The 22,151-nt window shown below is 57.8% G+C and carries 13 protein-coding genes; 7 read left to right on the top strand and 6 right to left on the bottom strand.

Annotation, left to right across the window (positions count from 1 at the left end; genetic code table 11):
* The 7 genes from ACONT6_RS15720 to ACONT6_RS15690 all read left to right on the top strand — a co-directional run bounded on the left by ACONT6_RS15720 (position 1) and on the right by ACONT6_RS15690 (position 13,640).
* Positions 1–3,186 carry a pectinesterase family protein gene (locus ACONT6_RS15720; RefSeq protein ID WP_428819370.1) on the top strand — a complete coding sequence of 1,062 codons (3,186 nt, stop codon included), beginning with the start codon at positions 1–3 and terminating at the stop codon, positions 3,184–3,186.
* Positions 3,187–3,259: 73 nt separating this feature from the next.
* On the top strand, positions 3,260–5,065 hold the full coding sequence (locus ACONT6_RS15715; protein WP_428819369.1) for a pectate lyase family protein: 1,806 nt from the start codon (positions 3,260–3,262) through the stop codon (positions 5,063–5,065).
* Between the two features lie 379 nt (positions 5,066–5,444).
* The gene (locus ACONT6_RS15710; protein WP_428819368.1) at positions 5,445–8,006 is read left to right on the top strand and encodes a fibronectin type III domain-containing protein; all 2,562 of its coding nucleotides are present in this window, start codon (positions 5,445–5,447) and stop codon (positions 8,004–8,006) included.
* A gap of 122 nt (positions 8,007–8,128) precedes the next feature.
* Positions 8,129–11,125: a TonB-dependent receptor gene (locus tag ACONT6_RS15705; RefSeq protein ID WP_428819367.1), complete on the top strand. Its 2,997-nt coding sequence runs from the start codon at positions 8,129–8,131 to the stop codon at positions 11,123–11,125.
* A gap of 165 nt (positions 11,126–11,290) precedes the next feature.
* Positions 11,291–12,583 (top strand): pectate lyase, encoded by a 1,293-nt coding sequence (gene pelA / locus ACONT6_RS15700; RefSeq protein ID WP_428819366.1) that lies wholly within the window; start codon positions 11,291–11,293, stop codon positions 12,581–12,583.
* A 231-nt stretch (positions 12,584–12,814) separates the two neighbouring features.
* Positions 12,815–13,273 carry an NYN domain-containing protein gene (locus ACONT6_RS15695; RefSeq protein WP_428819365.1) on the top strand — a complete coding sequence of 153 codons (459 nt, stop codon included), beginning with the start codon at positions 12,815–12,817 and terminating at the stop codon, positions 13,271–13,273.
* Between the two features lie 160 nt (positions 13,274–13,433).
* Complete coding sequence (locus ACONT6_RS15690) at positions 13,434–13,640, top strand: DUF2061 domain-containing protein (RefSeq protein ID WP_428819364.1); 207 nt, start codon at positions 13,434–13,436, stop codon at positions 13,638–13,640.
* 9 nt (positions 13,641–13,649) lie between these two features.
* On the opposite strand, the gene ACONT6_RS15685 is transcribed toward ACONT6_RS15690, so the two are convergent.
* The 6 genes from ACONT6_RS15685 to tal form a co-directional block, all read right to left on the bottom strand.
* Positions 13,650–14,207, bottom strand: coding sequence for an NADPH-dependent FMN reductase (locus ACONT6_RS15685; RefSeq protein ID WP_428819363.1), 558 nt, complete (start codon positions 14,205–14,207; stop codon positions 13,650–13,652).
* 99 nt (positions 14,208–14,306) lie between these two features.
* Positions 14,307–16,139: an IlvD/Edd family dehydratase gene (locus tag ACONT6_RS15680; protein WP_428819362.1), complete on the bottom strand. Its 1,833-nt coding sequence runs from the start codon at positions 16,137–16,139 to the stop codon at positions 14,307–14,309.
* 601 nt (positions 16,140–16,740) lie between these two features.
* A complete protein-coding gene (locus ACONT6_RS15675; RefSeq protein ID WP_428819361.1) occupies positions 16,741–17,757 on the bottom strand; it encodes a LacI family DNA-binding transcriptional regulator in 1,017 nt (338 codons plus the stop codon).
* A gap of 334 nt (positions 17,758–18,091) precedes the next feature.
* On the bottom strand, positions 18,092–19,426 hold the full coding sequence (gene xylA, locus ACONT6_RS15670) for a xylose isomerase (RefSeq protein ID WP_428819360.1): 1,335 nt from the start codon (positions 19,424–19,426) through the stop codon (positions 18,092–18,094).
* Between the two features lie 35 nt (positions 19,427–19,461).
* Positions 19,462–20,955, bottom strand: coding sequence for a xylulokinase (xylB, locus tag ACONT6_RS15665; protein WP_428819359.1), 1,494 nt, complete (start codon positions 20,953–20,955; stop codon positions 19,462–19,464).
* A complete protein-coding gene (gene tal, locus ACONT6_RS15660; protein WP_428819358.1) occupies positions 20,952–21,935 on the bottom strand; it encodes a transaldolase in 984 nt (327 codons plus the stop codon). Before tal ends, xylB begins: the two co-directional genes overlap by 4 nt.
* Between the last annotated feature and the right edge of the window lie 216 nt (positions 21,936–22,151).

Below are 22,151 nucleotides of genomic sequence, written 5' to 3'. Positions count from 1 at the left end.
ATGGCGGCATTGCTCGGCAGCCTGTTGGCTGGCTGTAGCGATGACGGTGAAAAGAAGGAACTGGAAAGTCTCAATCCCATTGTGACCCCAGAGCCTGAACCCGAGCCAGAACCGGAACCGGAACCCGAGCCGGAGCCAGAACCCGAGCCGGAACCGGAGCCCGTCACCTTCACCTGTCCGGAAACCGGACTCTATTTCTGCGACGACTTTGAGGACGGCGAATTCGCCAGCACCTGGGACGCGCTGATCGATGGCTATGGCCTCGCGGATCCCGGTGTGTTCGATATCCTCGATGAGGGCGACAGCAAGTCTTTGCGCTTTACCGCTGGAACCCGCGGCGAAAACCTGAGTGAGGGCGAATTGATCCTGGTTAAGGAAGGTGCCTTTGGCAGCGTGCCTGCGGATTATTTTGTTGAGTACCGCATCCGTCCCCGCGCCAACGGCAATACAGGCAATAAATACCTTTATGGTATCGGCCGTTACCAGGGTCCGCTGCAGTGGTATTTTGGCGGCCTGAATATGCAGAACAGCAGCGACTCCACTCAGGTTGAAGCGGGCTTTGCCGATGGCGATTCCGTCATCCGTGAAGTGCAGGCGAAAAAGCCGATCTTGCTGGGTGAGCAGGATGCGACCGATGGTAGCTGGTATACCGTGCGCTACGATATGGTTGGTAACAATGTCACCGTTTACCTGGATGGTGAAGAGCTCGGTACTTACACCGATGCAGACAGCAAATATTCCACCGCAGGCCGTATCGGTTTCTTCACCTATAACCGTTCCTTTGAGGTGGATTACGTAAAGGTTGGTGATCCCTCGGTAAAACCGGTGCAGCTGACCATCGATTACGTCGAGCCTTCCTGGGCCGCGACTGCCGGTGACCCCGCACTGGAAATCAACGTGACAGCTGTGCAGAGCGATGGTGTTACCGCGGATACCTTCGATGTGGTTTCCAGCGATAGCAACGTGGCGTCCGTGGAGGTCGTGGATAACCTGGTAAAAGTCATTCCCAATGCCGAGGGCAGCGCGGAAATTACTTTTATCAGTGGTTCCGACAACAGCCTGCAACGCACCATTAGCGTCGATGTGGCCAAGGCGTTTGCCATGCCCAGCGCCACCTACGGTGATATCAGCGCGCTGGTTACGCCATTGCCCGGTGCTACCGGTGAGTATGAAGACACCCGTCTGAGCATCACCTTCGACAATGCGCCGAGCCTGAATCCGAGTGTGGGCTCCGTACGGATTTTCCGCGCCGATGACAATACCGAGGTCGATGCGATCCGCGCAGGCGGTGAGACCGATACCCTCGGCTACAGCGGGCAGGCGAGCACACGTGTGCTGAATGCCAATCCGTTCCATATCGATGGCAATACCCTCACCGTTTCCCCGCACACCGATGTGCTGGAGCCCGGTGTGGAATACTTTGTCGCCATTAGCTCTGACCTGATCGAGGGAGTGAAATTGAATGGCAGTGACTTTGTCGGTATCGGCAAAGACGCGGGCTGGAATTTCACCACCCGTGCCGCATTGCCTTCTGGTGCCGATGTCACCGTGGATGACGACGGCGCGGCGGACTTCCGCACGGTACAGGGCGCACTCAACCATATGATGGAAAATGTGGGGGCGGATGATGCCGCGACCATTACCATCGCCGCTGGCGACTACCGCGAGATGCTGTTCCTGTCCGGTAAAAACAACCTCACCATAAAAGGCGCCGGTGCCGATCAGACCCGTATTCACTACGAGAATTACGAGGGCCTGAATGGCGGCAGCGAAGGTCGCGGTCTGTTCCTGGTTAAGGGCGGTGACATGCTCATCCTGGAAGACCTCACGCTGGAGAATACCCACCGTCGCACCGGTGCGGGTGACCAGGCGGAAACCATTTACTTCAACAGTGAAGGTCGCCTGATCGCGCGCAATGCCGCGTTTATTTCCGAGCAGGACACCCTGCTGCTGAAGGGTTACAACTGGTTCTACAACTCGCTGGTAGCGGGCAACGTGGACTTTATCTGGGGCTACAGTACGGCCACGGTATTTGAGGACACCGAGATCCGCTCCCTGGGGGATTCCAAGAGCAGTGAAGCCACCAGCAGTGGCGGTTATGTCCTGCAGGCGCGCACCCCGGTCGAGACCGCGCCTGGCTTTGTATTCCTGAATTCGAAGCTGACCCAGGGCGCAGGCCCAACCGGTGTCACCATCGAGCAGGGCACAACCCATCTGGCGCGCAGCGGCGGTAGCAACAGCTACTACGACAACGTCACCTTCATCAATACGGCGATGGATTCCCACGTGGCTTCTATTGGCTGGGCGTACGAAGGCATCAACAGCCAGCCGGCACCGAATCCGAAAACCGCGACCGCGGATGCCGGTTGGCGTGAATACGGTAGCACCGATCTGGCCGGCAGCCCGCTGGACCTTTCCCAGCGCTGTGACAGCAACGGCAGTTGTTATGTGTTGAGTGAAGAAGAAGTGGCCAGCCGCTTCTGCTCCCGCGCGCAGATCTTTGCCAGCTGGAACAGCGGTGAGGGTTGGGATCCGTATCCGGAAGACACCAGTGACGACCACTGCGTGATCGCGAGCGGCAGTGATGAAACCTGGAGCGGCAACGGTCTGCTGGTGGGTGACAGCAGTCAGTCCTCTGCTACCGTCGCGTCCGGCAGTATCACCGAGCAGACGGACAGCAGCGTCACATTTGTGGCCAGCGACGGCAAGTTTGAAACCATGGCGCAATCTTTCTACCTGGTATCCCAGCAGGTGGAAGGGGATTTTGTGCTGACCGCAAAATTGAAAAGTGCGGGTGCCAACTACGCGGCCAACCAGTTCCCGGTGGGTTTGATGATGTGTGAGTGCGACGCTACTGCAGGCACTACCTCACCGCTGGTACATGTGGGCATGCATATGTCCGGTACGGAATGGGTCACCCAGTATGGCCACATTCTCGCAGCTGGTGGTGGTTGGGGCAAAGACAGCGGCAGCGCTGTTACTGCTGGAGACAACCTGTATTTCAAACTCGAGCGCGTAGGGCAGGCGTATTACGCCTACGTTTCTACCGATGGTGGTGTCAGCTATTCCCAGCTGGGAGCGAATACCTTCACGGGCCTGCCCGCTTCGGTGAAAGTGGGCCTGTTCGCCGCGCCGTATAACGACGATCAGTCCTTCACTTTTGAAGATATCCAGCTCACCCAGTAAACAAATCCGTAACCCAAAAAGCCCCGCGAAAAATCGCGGGGCGCTTCAGATCTTTTAATCAGGAATAATTGATATGCAAAGTTCACTACACGCTTTGCTGGCCCTGGTGCTTGCCGCCGGTCTCACCGCCTGTGGCGGTGGTGGTGGCAGTGGTGACAGCGGCAGCAGTTCGTCCAGTAGCTCTTCCAGTTCATCTTCGAGCTCGTCTTCAAGTAGCTCGTCGAGCAGTTCTTCCAGTTCCTCATCGGGCGGCAGTTCATCCAGCAGCTCGTCGAGCTCTTCCGGTTCCTCCAGCAGTTCCGGCTCCTCCTCCGGTGCAGGTAGCGAAAGTATCGACGGTGGTTTCGCCGGCTACGAGTACAACCTGACCGGCGGCGCCGGTGGCCTGGTTTATACGGTCAACAACGGTGCCGACCTGCAGGACAAGCTGGACGAAGCCAGGAGCGCGAGCCAGCCGGTGACCATCTATATCGACGGCACCATCACCGACTTCAATACAGGTACCGGCGCCAGTATCCAGATCAAGGATATGGATAACGTGTCGTTGATCGGGGTGGGGGAAAACGGGGAGTTTGACGGTATCGGTCTCTCAATTCGCCGTGCCAATAATATCATCGTGCAGAACCTGCTGTTCCACGAAGCCTGGCCCGGCGAGGAAAAGGATGCGATCAGTATCGAAGGGGACGACGATGGCTCCACTACCAGCCATATCTGGATTGATCACTGTGAACTGTACAGCTCGCTGAATGTAGACAAGAACTACTACGACGGCCTGATCGATTCGAAAAGCGGTGCCCGCTACATCACCCTGTCGTATAACTATCTGCACGACTCGTGGAAAACCTCCCTGCACGGTCACACGGAGAACGACACCAATCCGGATACGGATCGACTGATCACTTTCCACCACAACCGGTTCGAAAACCTGGAATCCCGTGTGCCGCTGTACCGCCACGGTAAAGGGCATGTGTACAACAACTACTACAACAACATCCGCTCCACCGCGATCAACTCCCGCGCCGGTGCCGAGATGCTGATCGAAAACAATATTTTCGAAAATACCCAGAACCCGATTGTGTCGTTTTATTCCGACGTGATTGGTTACTGGAATCTCAGCGGCAATGTTTTCGGTAGCGGCGTGACCTGGACCAGCGGAGGCGGAACCGATATCACCGCCGAAGATGGGGAATCCACATCCTCCTATACCGTACCTTACCCCTACACCCTCGACGCTACAGATGGACTGAAAGACTACGTTATTGCCAACGCCGGCAGGGGCAAGCTGGACCAATCGGATTTGGAAATTCCCGACCCGGTTACCCCGGTAGATAAAGTGCCGGTAGAGGAAGAGCCGATTGCCGAAGACGTGGCGCTGCCCTACGCGGAGAACTTCGCCACCGATACCGCGGGCTTTTTTAGCAACAGCTATCGCGATCTTACCGGTGCCCCGGGAGAAGGTACGCCCATGTATTACCGCGTCACCGGCACTGCAGAAATCCAGAGCGGCGCGCTCAGCCTCACTGGCAGCCGGGTTTCTATCGGCAATACCACGCCGGAAGTAAGCACCACCAGTGGCGACAGCAATACCGGTGTGTTCGACCTGAGCGTGCCCTGGCAGATCTCGTTTACCGTGGTCAGCATCGGTGACGATACCAGCCGTAACTTCCAGATCTACGTGGACAACAACACTCCGTCCAGTGGCAACTCGATCTGGGGCAGCAGCTCGAAGTTCCATCAGGTGCTGATCAGCGACCTGGTGCCCGGCCAGACCTACACCGTGCCTGGCCTGACCGCCAGTGCCAACTCATTTATCACACTGCGAACTGAAAGCGGTGCCACAGTCGTAGTGGATGATCTGTTGATTGAGGCTGCTCCCTGAATCACTAATTTTGGTCAGGCGCACCAAATTGTGGCCTGACCGCATTTGCTCAGAAAAGCACCGCTTTGTGTGGTGCTTTTTTGCTTCCGACACCCCGCTACAGCTCACTACCAATGTAGTTAAACTACAAAAAACGGCGTTTTTGCCCACTAATTGTGCGGAAAAGAGCGAAATTCCGCCTGTCTGACCCAAGTCACAAATATCTTCATTACCAATTGGTACTAACGGTTGTATATGCCAAACCAATCTGGTTAGATTGCCAAACCAATAAGTATTAGAACTGGGCCTGGGTGGTTACCGCACCAAATAAGTGCGGCATCCGGGGGATGTAACCAGGCTCATAAAAATAACGACTGACAAAGAGAGAGAAGGGGTGAGCATGAAACCTTTACCTTGGGCAAAGTCCGCACTCGCACTGTGCATTATGGGGACACTGACCGCGTGTGGCGGCGGTGGTGCTGATGAGAATAACCAGGGGGACGTGGTTACCACTCCACCGCCGGTTTCCAGCAGTTCTTCCGGTGGCAGCTCTTCAAGTGGCGGCTCATCCGGCGGTGGCGCCGAAGGCCCGATCCTTTCCGAAAACTTCGGTGACGACCTTTTCGTCAACTTTGACGAAGCGGATACGCAATTCTTCTTCAGCCAGGAATACAAGGCGCTCGACGCCAATAATGCGGAAGACGCGTGGCCGTCTTTCTACTATCCCACCTGCTGTTTCTTCCTGAATGACAACCCTGCAGACGGCGTTGAAGTTTCCCTGAACCAGATGGGGATCGTCAGCGACAACGGCAACCCGGCCATGCTGCTGGATACCGGTCGTTTTGCTGCCGGCCAGACCCGCCCGGATATCGACGACGCGGATCCGAAAAAAGACACCACTACCTCCGACGACGTAACCACCTGGGGTGAACTGGACCTGAGCCAGCCATACCGGATTTCGTTCTGTGTGAAAGATGCTTCCGGCAGCCGCAACATGCAGGTGTATGTGGATAACAACACCTCCGGTGAAGCCAACTCCGTATGGGGTGGCGGTGGTTCCGGTTCGCGAATTTTCAACGTACCGGCCGCCGACCTGATCCCGGGCAAGCGCGTACAAATCAATGTGCCGGGTGACATTACTTTTGAGCAGGGCGGTGAAGTGAAAGACGTGCGCCCATCTCAGGTGGGTACCGCGACTTCTTTCCTGCAGTTCCGTGTGGAAGGTGGCAGCTCGGTAATCTTCGATGACCTGCTGGTTGAACGCCAGGAAGACGACACCCAGGGCGACCTGCCCGCTTGTACCGTATTCCAGCCGGCCACCGCGCCGGATGCGCTGGAAGCGCCGAGCCTGTTTGCTACCGACGCGCAGATCGCGGTCAGCTGGGCTTCCGCCATTGGTGCGATCAGCTACGACGTGGCTTACAGCACTGGCGACGATGTGACCGTCGCGGACACCGTTGAAGGCCTGACCGAGACCAGCACCACCCTGACCGAGCTGGAAAATGGCAGCACCTACAACGTATGGGTACGCGCGGTGAACAATGTCGGTGCGGGCGAATGGAGTGAGGCCGCCATGGCAACTCCGGAAGCACCCGTTGGCGATAACTGCTCTCCGACCACCTCTGTCGATCCGTCTGCGACCAACAGCATCCTGTGGAATGTTTACGATGGTTGTATGCACCCGGGCGAGCTGGGCGCGGTGGTAATCAACGGTAGTGAAGCGACCAGCTTCGAATTTGGCGAAGACGAACTGCCGTTCTTCACCAGCGACGATCTGGGCATCATGACCCTGGACACCATTGGTGCGGATGCCAAGCCGGTTGGTGACCTGAACGACGTCATCGTTGGTGATGCCACCACGTATCCCAAGCACTTCACCTTCGTAACCCGTATCGATACCTCCTTTGCGGCATCTCAGGGTGCGCGTGGTTTCGAAATCGAAACTCACCTCGGTGACGGCGGTATTGTCGATCGCGGTCCCGCGCGTATCAAAACCATCCTGCGTCCGGACGGCAGCAAGATTCAGCTGGATAAGTTCCTGTCTGATGACTCTACCGCGGAAGTGGATATGGACATGAGCGATGGCTACCACACCTATCAGGTGGCCTTTACCGTGGTTGATCCGGCCACTACCACCGACTACATCACCGCGACCATCTACCGCGACGGTGTGGAAGTTGGCAGCTTTACCGGTAACGGTCGCGACGGTGGTTCTTCCAGCAGCCGCATGCGCATCGGTGAAGGTTCCAGCAGTGAGTTCTACGCAAATGTCGACTGGCTGGTGTGGACCGACAACGCCACTGCCGCGGGCCTGACCGCTGAAGAGCTGGTTGGTGAACTGCCTGCAGGTATCGGTGAGCTGGACGTTTACGCCGGAGCCGATGCATCCGCGGTATTTGACGAGAACTTCAACGGCGTTGGCCTGGTGGAAGACTCGGAAACCGAAAGCACCAACTTCTTCACCGCCGAGTACCGCGGTCAGTCTGGCGACGCGAGCAAGCCAATGTTCAACGTCACCAGTGGCAGCTCTCGTATCACCGTTGCCGGTGGCACCCTGGCCCTGCACAACGCCCGCTTCTCCATCGGTGATGCCACCCCGGATGTGGACACTGCGGACACCGATACTACCGGCCGCGGCGATCTGGATCTGAGCAAGCCCTACGTGATCACATTCGAGGTGACAGAGAACCCCAACACCTCGGTGGAAAGCGGCAAGTGTCAGGTATATGTGGACAACAATACCTCCAGCTCCAGCAAGTCCCTGCACGGTGGCAGCTCCAAGCTGGTAGAGAAGTACGCTTCCCAACTGGCTGACGGCGATCAGCCGCTGGGCACCGTCACCATCGAAAGTGATCCGGAAGACCATATCGGTACCGCCAACTCCTTCCTACAGGTTCGCTGCGACAGCGGTACCGAAGGCATGCCGGTCGTGATCGACAACTTCAAGGTGAGCTACCAGTAAGCTGCGTGAATCGCCCAGCTAAAGGTGAGCCGCCGGTCTAAGTGCCAGGCCGGCGGCCTTCAAAAAACATCGAAGTGGCCCCAGCGGACAAGGGGCCTATTAAAACCGATGGGAGAGTCAAAATGACTTATAAGAAACAGATTCTCGCCATGGCCATCGCCATGGCTACTTCCGCCTCTCTGGTAGCCCAGGAAGCGGAGCAGGAGCAGCAGGAAGAGTCTTCCAGTGCTGCTGTGGAAGAAGTTTATGTAGAAGGCGTGCGCAATGCTGACCTGAACGCACGTGCAGCCGAGCGCGGCAAGGACAACTTCAGCTCCATTGTGACCCAGGACGATGCCGGTAACTTCTCTGACCAGAACGTGGCCGAATTGCTGCAGCGTATGCCGGGTATCACCCTGCAGAAGAGCGAAGGTGAAGGTAAATTCGTCAACCTGCGCGGCCTTGGCGCGGGCATGGTAAGCGTGCGTATGGACGGCGGTGCCATGGCGAACGCCGGTGGCGGTACCGACGAAGCGCTGGAGGACCGCGCCTTCTCCCTCGACAGCCTGCCGTCCGACGTACTGCAGTCCATCGAGGTGAACAAATCCCTCACGCCGGATATGGAACTGGACGCGATCGGCGGTTCCATCAACGTGAAAACCCTGTCCGCGCTGGACCGGGGCAAAACCAGCCTGAAGTTCCGCGCGCAGAATTACTATCAGGACCAGGTCGAAGCAGATTCTCCCAAGGTCACTCTCCAGGGCACCAACCTGTTCCTGAACGATACCATCGGCGTGGCCTACACCGGTTCCTGGGAAAAGCGTAAAACCCGCGGCTTCCAGACCAAGCACCACAGCAGCACACTGCCCCAGTATGTGGAGTTGGGTGGTGAGCAGATGATCATCCCGTGGGAATTCACTACCTACGAGGAAAACGCCGAGCGTGAGCGTATGGCCGGCCTGCTGAACGTTGAGTATCAACCCAACGACGACAGCCGCTACCACCTGAAGTTGAACCACACCAGTTACTCGGACAACGATATCGCCATGCGCGAGTACTATCGCTTTAACTGGGATAACGGTGACGAAGACCTGGCCTTTATCGATAAAGACAACCAGGTATTTGGCGGCAGCAGTGTCGACCTGCAGCAGCAATTCTTTATCCAGGAATCTGAAGTCACCACCGACACCGTGGCACTGGGCGGTGAGAACCGCTTTGGCGACGGCTGGGAAATGGACTACGAAGTAGTTTCCTCGCGCAGTGAAAACGCCAAGCCGGACGGCCGCCGTGTGCAGTTCCGCCTGCGTGAACTGAACGCTCTGGGCAGCTACGGTGATGAATTCCTGAATGGCCAGCTGATTTCCGGCCCGCAGCTCGACGAGCTGGTTGAGAACGGCACCATCGCCTCCGGCGCCGTATCCGGCCCGAACGGTTACCAGTACGGCAAGGTAAAACAGCCCAACCTGAACTACGACAACCTGTTCCTGGAAGATTCCCTGCGTAAAGACGCCGTCGACCAGTTCTCCTTCAACCTGCGTCACGACTGGGATGCGGGCCTGGTGAACTACGTGAAAACTGGTGTGAAGGTCAATCAGCGCACCCGCAGCAACGACAAAAACCGCGCGAGCATCGTGCCGTTTGACCGTGCGGTAGCCGGTTGTGCCGGGGACCTGGACTGTATCACCCTGGCGGGTGCCCGCCTGGGAGACTTCACCACTTATGTTCCGGTCAACGACAACTTTGACCACGCGGTAATTACCCGTGAGGATGCCGAGCGCCTGATCAACGGCACCCGCGCTATTGGTGACAACTACGACCCGGAACAGAAAGAGCTGGATTCCACCAGACTCGACTACGAGCTGACCGAAGATACTGCTGCGGCCTACCTGATGGCTGAAATGCAGGTGCTGCCGGAAGCGACGCTGATCGCCGGTGCGCGTTACGCCTATACCGATTTCACCTCTACCGGTTATATGGCGCTGCGCAACGACCGCAACGAAGACAGCCAGGGCCTGACCTCGCTGGATATCGCCCTGCCGCTGGAGCAGACCGGTAACGATTACGGCATCTTCCTGCCGGCACTGCATTACCGCCACGAACTGAGCGATAACCTGCTGGGCCGTGCATCCATCTGGACCAGCTTTTCCCGTCCGGACTTTGGTAAAAGCCGTGCCTTCTTCGAAGTCACCGATCGCGTAGTTTTCTGTAACACCGATCCCGACTCCGAGTTTGTCGGCCAGTGTAACGAAGACCCGAACGATATCGGTTCCGCCCGCGGTGATCTCGATTACCAGCGCGATAACTTCGCCATGTCCGGTGACAACACCGTACGTATCGGTAACCCGTCGCTGGACCCGATGCGCGCGACCAACCTCGACCTGTCCCTGAGTTACTACGGCGAGAGCACTTTCCTCGAAGGTGCGCTGTTCTACAAAGACATCAAGGACTTCATCGTTGATGCCAACGGTATTCGTATGAATATCGCGGACACCCCGTTTGCGCTGCCGATCGATCAGATAGACCTGTTCCAGATCCCGGCGGACCTCCAGCTGACCAACGTCAATACCTACCTGAACGGTGAATCCGCAAAGGTTTACGGTATGGAGCTGAGCGCCAGCCACTACTTTGACGGTCAGTGGGACGATCACAATATCGGTCGCTACCTGGACAACATTTTCGTTCAGTCCAACCTGACCCTGCAGAGCAGTGACGGTAACGTGGGTGACTCCGTGCGCGCTGGTTCCATTCAGTTGCCGGAAACCGCAGACACCGCCGCTAACCTGACACTGGGCTGGGAGAACGATGACTTCTCCGTGCGCTTTATCGCCAACTACACCAGCGAAATCCTGAAACGCATCGGTGGCTGTACCGCAGCTGATATCTCTGCGGATGCCGAGCTGGGTTACGCAGCGAACTGTCGCGTGTGGGCGGACATGTACCAGGACGAGTCCCTGACCTTCGATATCAAGGCAACCTACCGTGTAGCTGACGGCGTGCGCGCCTACTTCGATGCGGTGAACCTGTCCGATAATGTTGACCAGCAGTACTTCTCGGGCAATGCCGATTCCGGCGGTCGCATCCTGTACAACGTGGAAGCCTACGGCCCGGCTTACCAGCTTGGCCTGACCGTGGATTTCTAATTCCCTCTTGTACCCTTTGCCATTTTTTGCCCCGCTTGCGGGGCTTTTTTGGCTCTGGAGAAAGAAAAGTAACAGCGCACAAGGCGGTTGACGGTGCGCTCGATAAAGCAGGTGCCCGAGCTTACTGCCGGGCGGCGCAGTTCCTTCAGCCTTACAGGTATAGTTATGTTTAATATGAAATGGATGCCGTTTGCCGCAGTCACACTTTCTGTTCTGCTCACCGCATGTGGGGGCGGCGGTGGAGACGGTGGCAGCTCCTCCAGTTCTTCCAGCTCCTCGAGTTCCAGTTCTTCCAGCTCCTCGAGTTCCAGTTCTTCGAGCAGCTCGTCCAGTTCTTCCGGCGGTAGCTCCAGCTCATCGAGCAGTTCCTCTTCCTCCGGTGGTTCCAGCTCTTCGTCCTCTTCCGGCGGCTCGGACGCGGTCATCCTGCCGCAAACGGGCAACCCGATTTACGGTGAGCTGGATAACTACAAGTCCTGGCTGGGTAGCAGCCTGGCTGCAGACCAGACCCGCGCGGACAATATGATCACCTGGCAGATGGAACACGGCGGGTTCTACAAAAATGATGAATCCACCTACGACGCGCCGTGGAATGGCAGCAGCGACCGTTCCGGTTGGACCGGGGAAGGTGGTGTGGAACTCGGCACCATCGACAACGATGCCACCGTGACCGAATTGATGTTCCTGGCTGACGTATATCAGCGCAGTGGAGATTCCAAGTACCGCGACGCTGCCCGTGATGCGCTCGAGTTTCTGCTCACCATGCAATACGAAAGTGGTGGCTGGCCGCAGGTCTACCCCAAGCGTACCGGTACTACTTACTCCAATCATGTCACCTTCAATGACGGCGCTATGGCGCGTGTCCTGATCCTGCTGGATCACGCCACGCGTCTGGAAGCACCGCTGGATGGTGACCTGTTTACCGATGAACAGCGCACCCGCATGCAGGCTGCCATCGGTAAAGGCGTGGAATTTATTCTGAAGGCGCAGATTGTGCAGGCGGATGCAAAAACCGTATGGTGCGCCCAGCATGACCCGGTCACCTATGAGCCCCGCGGTGCGCGCAGCTACGAGCTGGAATCCAAAAGCGGCAAGGAGTCTATGCTGGTAACTGCCTTCCTGATGTCGCAGCCGCAGACAGAGGAAGTGGAAGCGTCAGTGCGCGCCGCACTGGCCTGGTACCGCAGCCCCGCGGTACAGGTTGCCGATACCGCTTATGTAAAGCGCGCAAGCAGCAGTGACGACGACACCTACAACCCGATCCAGAGCAAAGCGGGAAGTACCATGTGGTACCGCTTCTACAACCTGGGCGATGACACCGGCTTCTTCGCCGATCGTTCCGGTATCAAGCAATACGACATCATGGCGATTGATGCGGAGCGCCGCTATGGCTATGAGTGGGGCGGCAACTACGGCAGCAAACTGATTAGCTACGCTGACAGTGTTGGCTACTATTAAAAATCGAGAAGTTATTTTCGTGCTTAAAGGGTAGGGATAATCCGGTCCCGTGCGCGAGATTGTTTAGAAACGTAAGATGAAAACGCCGGGCAATGCCTGGCGTTTTACGTTTGGCCGAACGATAAAGCGCGAGGTATATTCGATAGCGAACAATACTGAATAAGTCGGTCGTACTGGCCGGGAAATGATTAACTCAAACTTGGATGGTGTGCCATTAAAAAAATCCTCATATTGGCTGACGTCCAGAATGTCTACTACACCACCAGGCAGGCGTTCAGCCGGAACTTTGATTACAACGTATTCTGGGCCCAGGCTACAGCTGGTAGGGATGTGGTTAAAGCGATCGCCTATGCCGTGGATCGCGGGGACCAGAAACAGCAGGCCTTCCAGAAGATACTGCGTGCAATCGGCTTCGAGGTGAAACTGAAGCCGTTTATCCAGCGCGCGGATGGATCAGCCAAGGGCGATTGGGATGTGGGCATCACCATCGATGCGCTGGAAGAGTCTGCGGACGCTGATGTCGTGATTCTGGTTTCGGGGGATGGAGACTTCTCGATTCTGGTGGACAAGCTGCGTACCGCCAAAGGAAAGCGGGTTGAGGTCTACGGGGTCGAGGCCCTCACCGCGAAATCGCTGATGGATGCTGCCGATCAGTTTATTCCCATTGAGGGGAAGTTGTTGCTCGGGTGATTGACGCTCTCCTTTTTTGACCCATTAGTCGCATCTATCAGGGCGAGAGAATCAATGGTGTTTTATAGATAAGAATTATTCTCAATAATGCGTGTATTGAATACGGCTGCGCGGGAAGTTGCCAGCGCAATGACCGCCACACTGAGAGGATGTTAGCACCATGAAAAAGACCTGTAGCTTCGCATTTGTGCACATGGCCGTCGCTTTCACCGTTGGGTTTGTGATGACTGGTGACTTCTGGGTCGGTAGCGCTCTGGCACTGGTGGAGCCGGCCTGCAATACGGTGGCTTTCTATTTTCACGAGCGGTGGTGGAACCGCCGGGCGCGCACCAGCGATACTATTGATCGCACGGCGGTGACCGCGTAAAACTGTCGCTCATGCCAACCGCTTCGCCCACTTATCCAGAGCTGTCACCAGATCCCCGACAAATTTTCTGGTGTCCTCATCGGTGAGCTTGCCTTTGTCATCAAACTTCTTGTGCGCAAAGCTGATCATCACTTCCGGCTTATTCACAAAGTGGGCATCCAGGTAAATCAGGATCCGGCGCAGGTCATACTGCGCCCGCGCACCGCCGAATGCACTCATACTCGCACTCATCACCGCAACGGGCTTGTCCGCAAAAGGTTGCGGGTCTACACGCGATAGCCAGTCGATGGCATTTTTCAGCACTCCGGAAACCGAGTAGTTGTACTCCGGGGTAGAGAACAGAATGGCATCGGCGTCCAACACCTGCTGCTGCAGGGTTTCCACCGCTTCGGGTACGCCCTTGTCACGCAGGTCCTGGTCGTAAAGCGGGATCGCGGACAGGTCTGCGAAAGTGAATTCAGCGCTGTCGCCGGCAATCTCTGCCGCGGTTTCCAGCGCGGCACTGTTGAACGAGCTGTTACGCAGACTGCCGGATATGGCGAGAATCTTTAACGGGCTGGATGCCATGGCTGCTTTCCCCGGGCGTTAACTAGATGAGCCCAAAAGATAGCAGCCGTTTGCCGAGTGTGGTTTCCGGTTCGTCCAAATAGTGCGAATCCGTGCGCATCAGTGAGAATGTCGGCCCACGGGATGCGTGTCCAGGATCCGCACGTATTCCTCTTCCGTTTCCAGGACCGCACCGGTTTCTAGCTGGCTGACCGTGGTGCGATAGATCTCCTGCCACGGCGTCTGGTTGCGCAACACGGGTTGTTGCAATTGTGCGCGTCGAGCAGCGAGTTCTTCGGCACTTAGCTTCACATCTACCCGGTGTCCGTCCAGGTCTACCTCGATCATGTCACCGGTGGCGAGCAGGGCGATACCGCCGCCGGCGGCAGCCTCCGGGGAGATATGCAGAATGGAGGGACTGCCGGAAGTGCCGCTTTGGCGACCGTCGCCCAGGGTGGGCAGGCAGCTGATACCAGCCTTGACCAGTCGCTTGGGCGGCAGCATGTTCACTACTTCCGCTGAACCCGGGTAACCCACCGGGCCCACATTGCGCACCACCAGAATGCAGTGTTCGTCGATATCCAGTGCGGGATCATCGATACGCGCGCGGTAGTCTTCCGGCCCCTCGAACACGATGGCGCGGGCAGTGAAGCAGTTTGGGCGCTGTGGATCCTTCAGGTACTTGTTGCGGAAGTCGTCGTTGATGACGGATTTTTTCATCAGCGCCGAGTCGAAAAAATTGCTGCGCATGATCGCGAAACCGGCCTTTTCCATCAGCGGGGTTTCCGTGGGGAAAATCACATCGCGATTACCTACCGAAAAATGCGCGCAGTTGTGCTCCAGGCTGTGCCCGGTGACTGTCATCTGGCTGCCGTCTATCAGGTCGTCTTCGATGAGCTGCTTGATAAGGGCGGGCACTCCGCCAGCGCGGTAGAACTCTTCCCCCAGATACTTGCCTGCCGGCATGCAGTTCACCAGTAGGGGAATGTCTTCGCCGTAGTGCTGCCAGTCGTCCATGGTCAGCTCCACGCCTTTCAGGCCCCGGGCCAGTGCCAGCAGGTGCACCACCGCATTGGTCGAACCGCCGAGGGCGCTGCAGGCGATCACCGCATTAAGGAAAGACTGACGGGTAAGGATGTCCGATGGTTTCAGATTCTCGAACGCCATTTTCACAATGCGCCGCCCGGTGTGGTACCCCATCTGCGCCCGTTCCTTGTAGGGGGCGGGAATTGCGGCGCAACCTGGTAGCGACATACCGAGCACCTCTGCCAGTGCGTTCATCGACAGCGCGGTTCCCATGGTGTTGCAGTGGCCGACGCTGGGCACAGATTCCGCCGACGCATCCATAAAGCCGGCGTAATCCAGTTCGCCCCTGGCCATGCGTTCCCGGTTCTGCCAGATGGCGGTACCCGAGCCTACGCGCTCCTCGCGCTCGTTTTTGTCGGCATCGCCCTCACAACTGACCGGCCGCCAGCCGTTTAGCATGGGGCCGCCGGAATAGACGATGGCGGGGATATCCAGTTGCAGTGCGGCCATCAGGGTCGCGGGTGTGGTCTTGTCGCAGCCGGTGGTCAGTACCACCGCATCCACCGGGTAGCCGTGCAGGATCTCGATCAGGCCCAGGGTCGCGAGATTGCGGTCCAGTGCGGCGGTAGGACGGCGGCCCTGCTCGAAAATCGGGTGTACCGGAAATTCCATGGGGATACCGCCGGCGTCGCGGATACCGTCTTTGACCCGCTGTGCCAGATCCTTGTGATGGCGATTACAGGGTGTGAGGTCGCTGCCGGTCTGGGCGATGCCGATGATCGGCTTGCCGGACTGCAACTCCTCACGGGTGAGACCGAAGTTGAAGTAGCGCTCCAGGTACAGGGCGGTGTGATCCGCATGGGCCTTGTCGTCGAACCAGCGGGCGCTGCGGAAGCGGCGCGTTTTTGAAGAGGCGTCGTTAGGCATAGGGTGCGGTAGTTTGTATTTATTCGAGTTTTAGTTAGGGCCGTTATTCCCGGCGGGTAAAAATTGGGACCAGCTACCCAGCTTGGGTTTTCTCGGCCTTTTGGGGTTAAGACGGTCGAGCAAGGAAAAACTCACCGGGTAGCGGTGAGTTTTTGGGTGTTCATAGCCTGGCAATGGGGTGAATGTCCGGGTTGTCGCTTAATTGTTGCCAAGTACAAAACAATGTTCTAGTTCTTTGGGGTATCGAAGGCTCAGGTTGGTGCTTTTCTTGAGGCTTTTAGACTGCAGGTTTTTGGCGGACGGCGGAGCCTTCTGCGGTGTGGCGAAAAGATCGGACTTGGCTGAGCTCTGGGTCTTCGCCGGTAATTGCGTATTCATTCTTGCGACCTCGACTACTGTATACGCTGCTTGTGCCATTGCTGCACACTAGGATTGCAAAGTAGCTGTTTAGGTACAGGCTTAGTGCCCGATACACGCCTGAGCCGGCGGAGCTACTGCATTAACTGTAGTGTAAAAATTACGGATTCAGCGGCCATGTAACAGCCGTGCGTAGATATTTTTTTCGCTGTGCGACGCAGCGCAAATTGAGGTCGCGAGAATATCAGTCAGGGGCTTTGCCTGTGGATTTGCGCACGATGAGGCGGTGTGGAACCATTTCCGGCGTGCTGTTTGTTTCGCTTCCGTCAATGGCCTGGCAAAGCCGGCGCATGCTTCGCTCACCAATTTCCTCCGCTGGCTGGGCAATGGTGGTCAGCGGGGGATCGGCAATTTCCGCGTACCGAATGTCATCGAAGCCAATCACGGAAATGTCCTGCGGAATTTTCAGCCCCATGCTCTTGATTTCATGCATGGCGCCCAGCGCCATTTCGTCGTTACCACAGAAGACGGCGGTGGGGCGCGGTTCCAGATCGAGTAAACGGCGTGCGGCGCGGCGGGCACCTTCGATAGTCTGTTCTCCCTCCACAATCCACTTCGCATTTACTGGTAACTTGGCGCGCCGCATCGCCTTGCGGAAACCCTTCTCGCGGTCTTTGGTCAGCAGCGAGTCCCGCTTGCCGGTGATAAAGCCAATGTGCTGATGGCCCAATTGGATAAGGTAGTCGGTGCCGTCCTCGGCAGCGGCGATATTGTCTACCCGCACGCTGGGGAAGTGGCTGAGATCAGCGTTGATGCTCTCCAGGCCCAGCACCAGCGGCGGGTGCGCTCGCTCGGCATCGCGGATGGCTGCCGCCTCCTTGAATGGGGAGATGCTGGCCAGCAGCAGGATGCCATCCGCCTGCTTGGAGAATACCAGGTCGGTGTACTCATCAAACTCGTGGGAGTTGGACTGGGTATCGCGGATCAGGATGCTGTAGCCCTGTTCGTCTGCCACCCGCCAGATGCCGCGCATCACCTTATCCAGGAAGGGATCGCCGATGGCCGGCAGTACCACAACGATCAGGCTGGTCTTGCCACGGCGGAAGTTGCGCGCCAACGCATTGGGGGCGTAGCCCGTCTCTTCGATCGCCGACTGCACCTTGTTGCGGGTCTTCTCTTTTACCTGCTCCGGGCTGTTGAGGTAGCGGGAGACTGTGGCGGTGGATACACCGGCGAGTTTGGCGACTGTCTTGATCGACACCGGGCGTGCCCCTTGTTCTGTGGTGAGTCCGTAGTGTGCACGGGTTATGTGAAGCGGTAGATGTTAGCGGTTACGCCAACAGATTGGTATCCAGTCTGCGCGAGTGGCCTCTTGAGGGACAGATGCAAAAAAGGCCCGCAAATGCGGGCCTGAAGTGAGAGTCATCTGACGTTGAGGTGACATCAATCATTCCTAAATATTGGCAGAGAACGTAGCGAGCGGGTGGTTGGTGGTGGCCGCCAGCGCGCAGGGTGCGGAGTGTACGTTTGTACATGAGCAGCCCGAGCACTGCCGGACGCCGCCAGGCGCCCGCGCAGTAGTTTTATGCTGATATTTAGATGTACTGATTGATCAGGTTCTCATACAGCTCCTGCTTGCCGCTGGTCATCCGCGGTTCGCCGCCTTCCGCGGCCAGGTTGCGCAGGTCTGCCAGGTTCAGTTTACCTTCGGTAAACGCCTTGCCGTTGCCCTCGCTGAAGCTGGCGTAACGCTGTTCTTTCCAGCTCCGGTACGGGGACTCGGTGAGAATTTTGTGGGCCACTTCCAGGCCGCGGGCGAAGGTGTCCATGCCGCCGATATGGCCGAGGAAGATGTCTTCCATATCGATGGACTCGCGGCGCACCTTGGCGTCGAAGTTGAGGCCACCATTTTTGAAACCGCCGTTTTCCAGAATCACCATCATGCCGTGCACGGCGTCGTAGATGTCGGTAGGGAACTGGTCGGTATCCCAGCCGTTCTGGTAGTCGCCGCGGTTGGCATCCACGGAACCCAGAAGACCGGCGTCGGCGCACATTTGCAGCTCGTGGGCAAAGGTGTGGCCGGCCAGGGTGGCGTGGTTGGCTTCGATATTGAGTTTGAAATCCTTATCCAGACCGTAGTGACGCAGGAAGCCGATCACGGTCTGGGCGTCGAAGTCGTACTGGTGCTTGGTGGGTTCCATGGGCTTGGGTTCGATCAGGAAGTCGCCCTTGAAGCCGATGGAGCGGCCGTAGTCCCGCGCCATGGTCAGGAAGCGCGCGAGATTTTCCTGCTCGAGTTTGGTGTTGGCGTTCTGCAGGCAGATATAGCCTTCGCGGCCGCCCCAGAATACGTAGTTTTCACCACCGAGTGCGACGGTCGCGTCCAGTGCGGCTTTCACCTGGCTGGCTGCGCGCGCGACCACGTTGAAATCCGGGTTGGTGGCGGCGCCGTTCATGTAGCGCGGGTGGGAGAACATGTTGGCGGTGCCCCACAGCAGCTTCATACCGGATGCTTTCTGGCGCTCGGCGGCCAGCTCTACCATCTTCGCCAGGTTACTTTCGGTTTCCGCCACGGTGCTGCCTTCCGGAGACATATCCACATCGTGGAAGCAGTAGTAGGGCACGCCCAATTTTGTAGCGAATTCGAAGACTGCATCCATGCGCTGCTGTGCGGCGGCCATCGCATTGGGGGCGTCGTCCCAGGCAAATACCTGAGTATCGCGGCCAAACGGATCGGCGCCCTTGCTGCAGAAGGTGTGCCAGTAACACACCGCAAAGCGCAGGTGCTCTTCCATGGTCTTGCTGCCGATGACCTTGTTGGCATCATAGTATTTGAACGCCAGCGGGTTATCGGATTCGCGACCTTCAAATTTGATCTGGCCGATCTCGGGGAAGAATTCTTTGTCGCCGACAAATAGGTTTCTGCTCATGTTTCTCTCCAGAGGGATTCTGTGTTGCTCACAACTTATTGAATATCCGGGTACTGCTGGCTGAGCAGATCCAGGAAATTGCGATAGTGGGTTTGGTAAGTGGTTACGGTTTCGGGGTGTGGTGCGCACCCGAGGGACTTGTCCAGTGCCAGGTGTTCATCAATCAGGGCCGGCAGGTCCTGCTCCTTGTCGCCACAGGCCCACAGGGCCTGCATTGCTGCGCCGAAGGCTGCGCCTTCCTGTTGCGCGGGGATTTCTACCGGCAGGTTGAAAATATCTGCCACCATCTGCCGCCAGTGCGGACTTTTGGCGCCGCCCCCGGTGAGACGGATGGCGCTGAACTGCTGCCCGGCGCGATTGAAGGCATCCAGCCCGCGGCGCAGTGTGTAGGTGGCGCCTTCCATGGCCGCACGATACAAGTTCGCCGGCGTGGTATTGCCATCGGTCATACCGTGCAGGCTGGCGCGGGCGTGGGGCAGGTTGGGAATGCGTTCGCCGTTGTAGAACGGCAGGTTTGTGAGACCGCCGGCGCCGGCTGTGGATGCTTCCAGCAGCTGTTCGCACTCGGCAAGGGACTTGCCCAGTGACTTACGTGTGATCTCCGTGGCCACGGTGCAGTTCATGGTGCACAGCAGCGGCAGCCAGCCGCCGGATGAGGAGCAGAACGCAGCCAGGTCGCCCTCGGGGTCGATTGCCGGTTTGTCACTGTGGGCAAACACCGTGCCCGAGGTGCCAAGACTGAGGGTCAGCACGCCCGGCTTAATAGAGCCGGTGCCGAACGCGGCCATCATGTTATCGCCGCCTCCGGTGGATACCCTTACGCCCGCGGGCAGGCCGAATGCCTGTCTTGCTGCTTCGCCCAGGGGCACGGTAGCGTGTGCTTCCAGCAGTGGCGGTAACAATGGCAGGAGGTCGCGCTCGGGGTCGATGGCCGCGAGCATGTCGCGGTCGTATTCCCGGCGCAGGATATTCAGGTAGCCAGTGCCGGAGGCATCGCCGTACTCGGTGAAGATCTTGCCGGTGAGGGTGAAGTTCAGGAAGTCGTGCGGCAGCAGGATATGCGCAAGTTCCGCGTAGGCTTCCGGCTTGTTTTTCTTCAGCCACAGAATCTTGGGGGCGGTGTAGCCGGGCATGATCGGATTGCCGACGGCGTCGATACAGCGATCAACACCACCAAAACGCGCGGTAATTTCCTCGCACTCAGCGATGGTGCTGGTATCGCACCAGAGCTTTACCGGTGCGATCACCTCGCCCGCTTTATTCAGCGGTACAAAGCCATGTTGCTGGCCGGAAACGCCGATACCGCGCACCCGCGCCTTGATTTCTGCGGGCAGCTCCTCCAAGCAGTGACGCAGCGCATCCAACCACCATTCCGCGATCTGTTCGCGAGTGCCGTCGTCGCGGCTGATCAGCTCCAGTGGTGCGGCAGTGACATAAACGATTTCTTTCTGCGCGGCGTCATAGGCCAGCAGTTTCAGGCTCTGGGTACCGGCGTCGATCCCCAGGAATACATTTTTTTCGCCGCTCATTGCGCAATCTCCGCGGCGGTTGCGCTCTGCGCAGCGCGGGCTTTGAGCTGGTCTTCCAGGGCGACCTGGTCCACCACAAACTTGCGGATTCCTTCGCCCAGTTTTTCGTGGGCCATGGCATCGTCGTTGTGCTGGAAACGGAACTCACCTTCGCTGATTGCCGCCGCCGTCTTGCCGGAGGCGGAGTCCGCGCTCAGGACGCGGGGCAGCTCGCCTTCGTCCGCGGCGAGTTCCGCCAGCAGGTTGGGGCTGATAGTGAGGCTGTCGCAACCGGCCAGCGCCTCGATCTGCCCGGTGTTGCGGAAGCTCGCGCCCATCACCGTGGTCTGGTAACCGTGTTGCTTGTAGAACTGGTGGATGCGCCGTACCGACTGCACTCCGGGGTCTTCTTCCTTGGTGAAGCCGGTGGCATCGGTGTTTTGCAGGTGCCAGTCGAGAATCCGGCCCACAAAGGGTGAGATCAGGGTGACGCCGGCATCGGCGCAGGCGCGGGCCTGGGCGAAGCTGAATAGCAGGGTCAGGTTGCAGTGGATACCCTCGCGTTCGAGGATCTCTGCCGCCTTGATGCCCTCCCAGGTGGAGGCAACTTTGATCAGTACCCGCTCCGGAGCCACGTCCATCTGTGCGTACAGGTCCATCAGACGGCGGGCGCGCTCCAGCGTGGCCTTGGTATCGAAAGACAGACGGGCATCCACTTCGGTGGAGATACGGCCGGGAACGATCTGCAGGATTTCATTGCCGATCTTGGCGGCAAGGCGGTCGACACACAGCCCGGTCTGTTCACTGCTGCTGCCCGCCTGGGTTGCAGCCCAGGCAATGGCGTCATCGATCAGTGGCTGGTATTCCGCCTGTTGCGCGGCTTTCAGCAACAGCGAAGGGTTGGTGGTGGCATCCAGCGGGGTGAACTGGCGAATGGCATTGATATCACCGGTGTCCGCCACTACCGCGGTCATTTCACGGAGCTGACTGAGCTTGTTCATGGTTGTTATTGCTATCCCATCGATCGCGTTGTCGCGGCCGCTGTGCGCACGACAAATGTAAACGTTTTCATTTTGTGGTTAGTCTGCCTCAGCAGAAGCACAAATACCAGAGGCGCGGGCTCCAGTTTTTAGGAAGTTCCCGGAATCTATCAATATGAGTGACGTTTACATCTATTGGTGGAGATTATTTGATAGTTTTTAGTTATTTCAGCGAGA

The organism is Microbulbifer sp. MCCC 1A16149 (assembly GCF_050368945.1).
GTDB lineage: Bacteria > Pseudomonadota > Gammaproteobacteria > Pseudomonadales > Cellvibrionaceae > Microbulbifer.
This window is presented reverse-complemented; position numbering and strand designations above follow the sequence as displayed.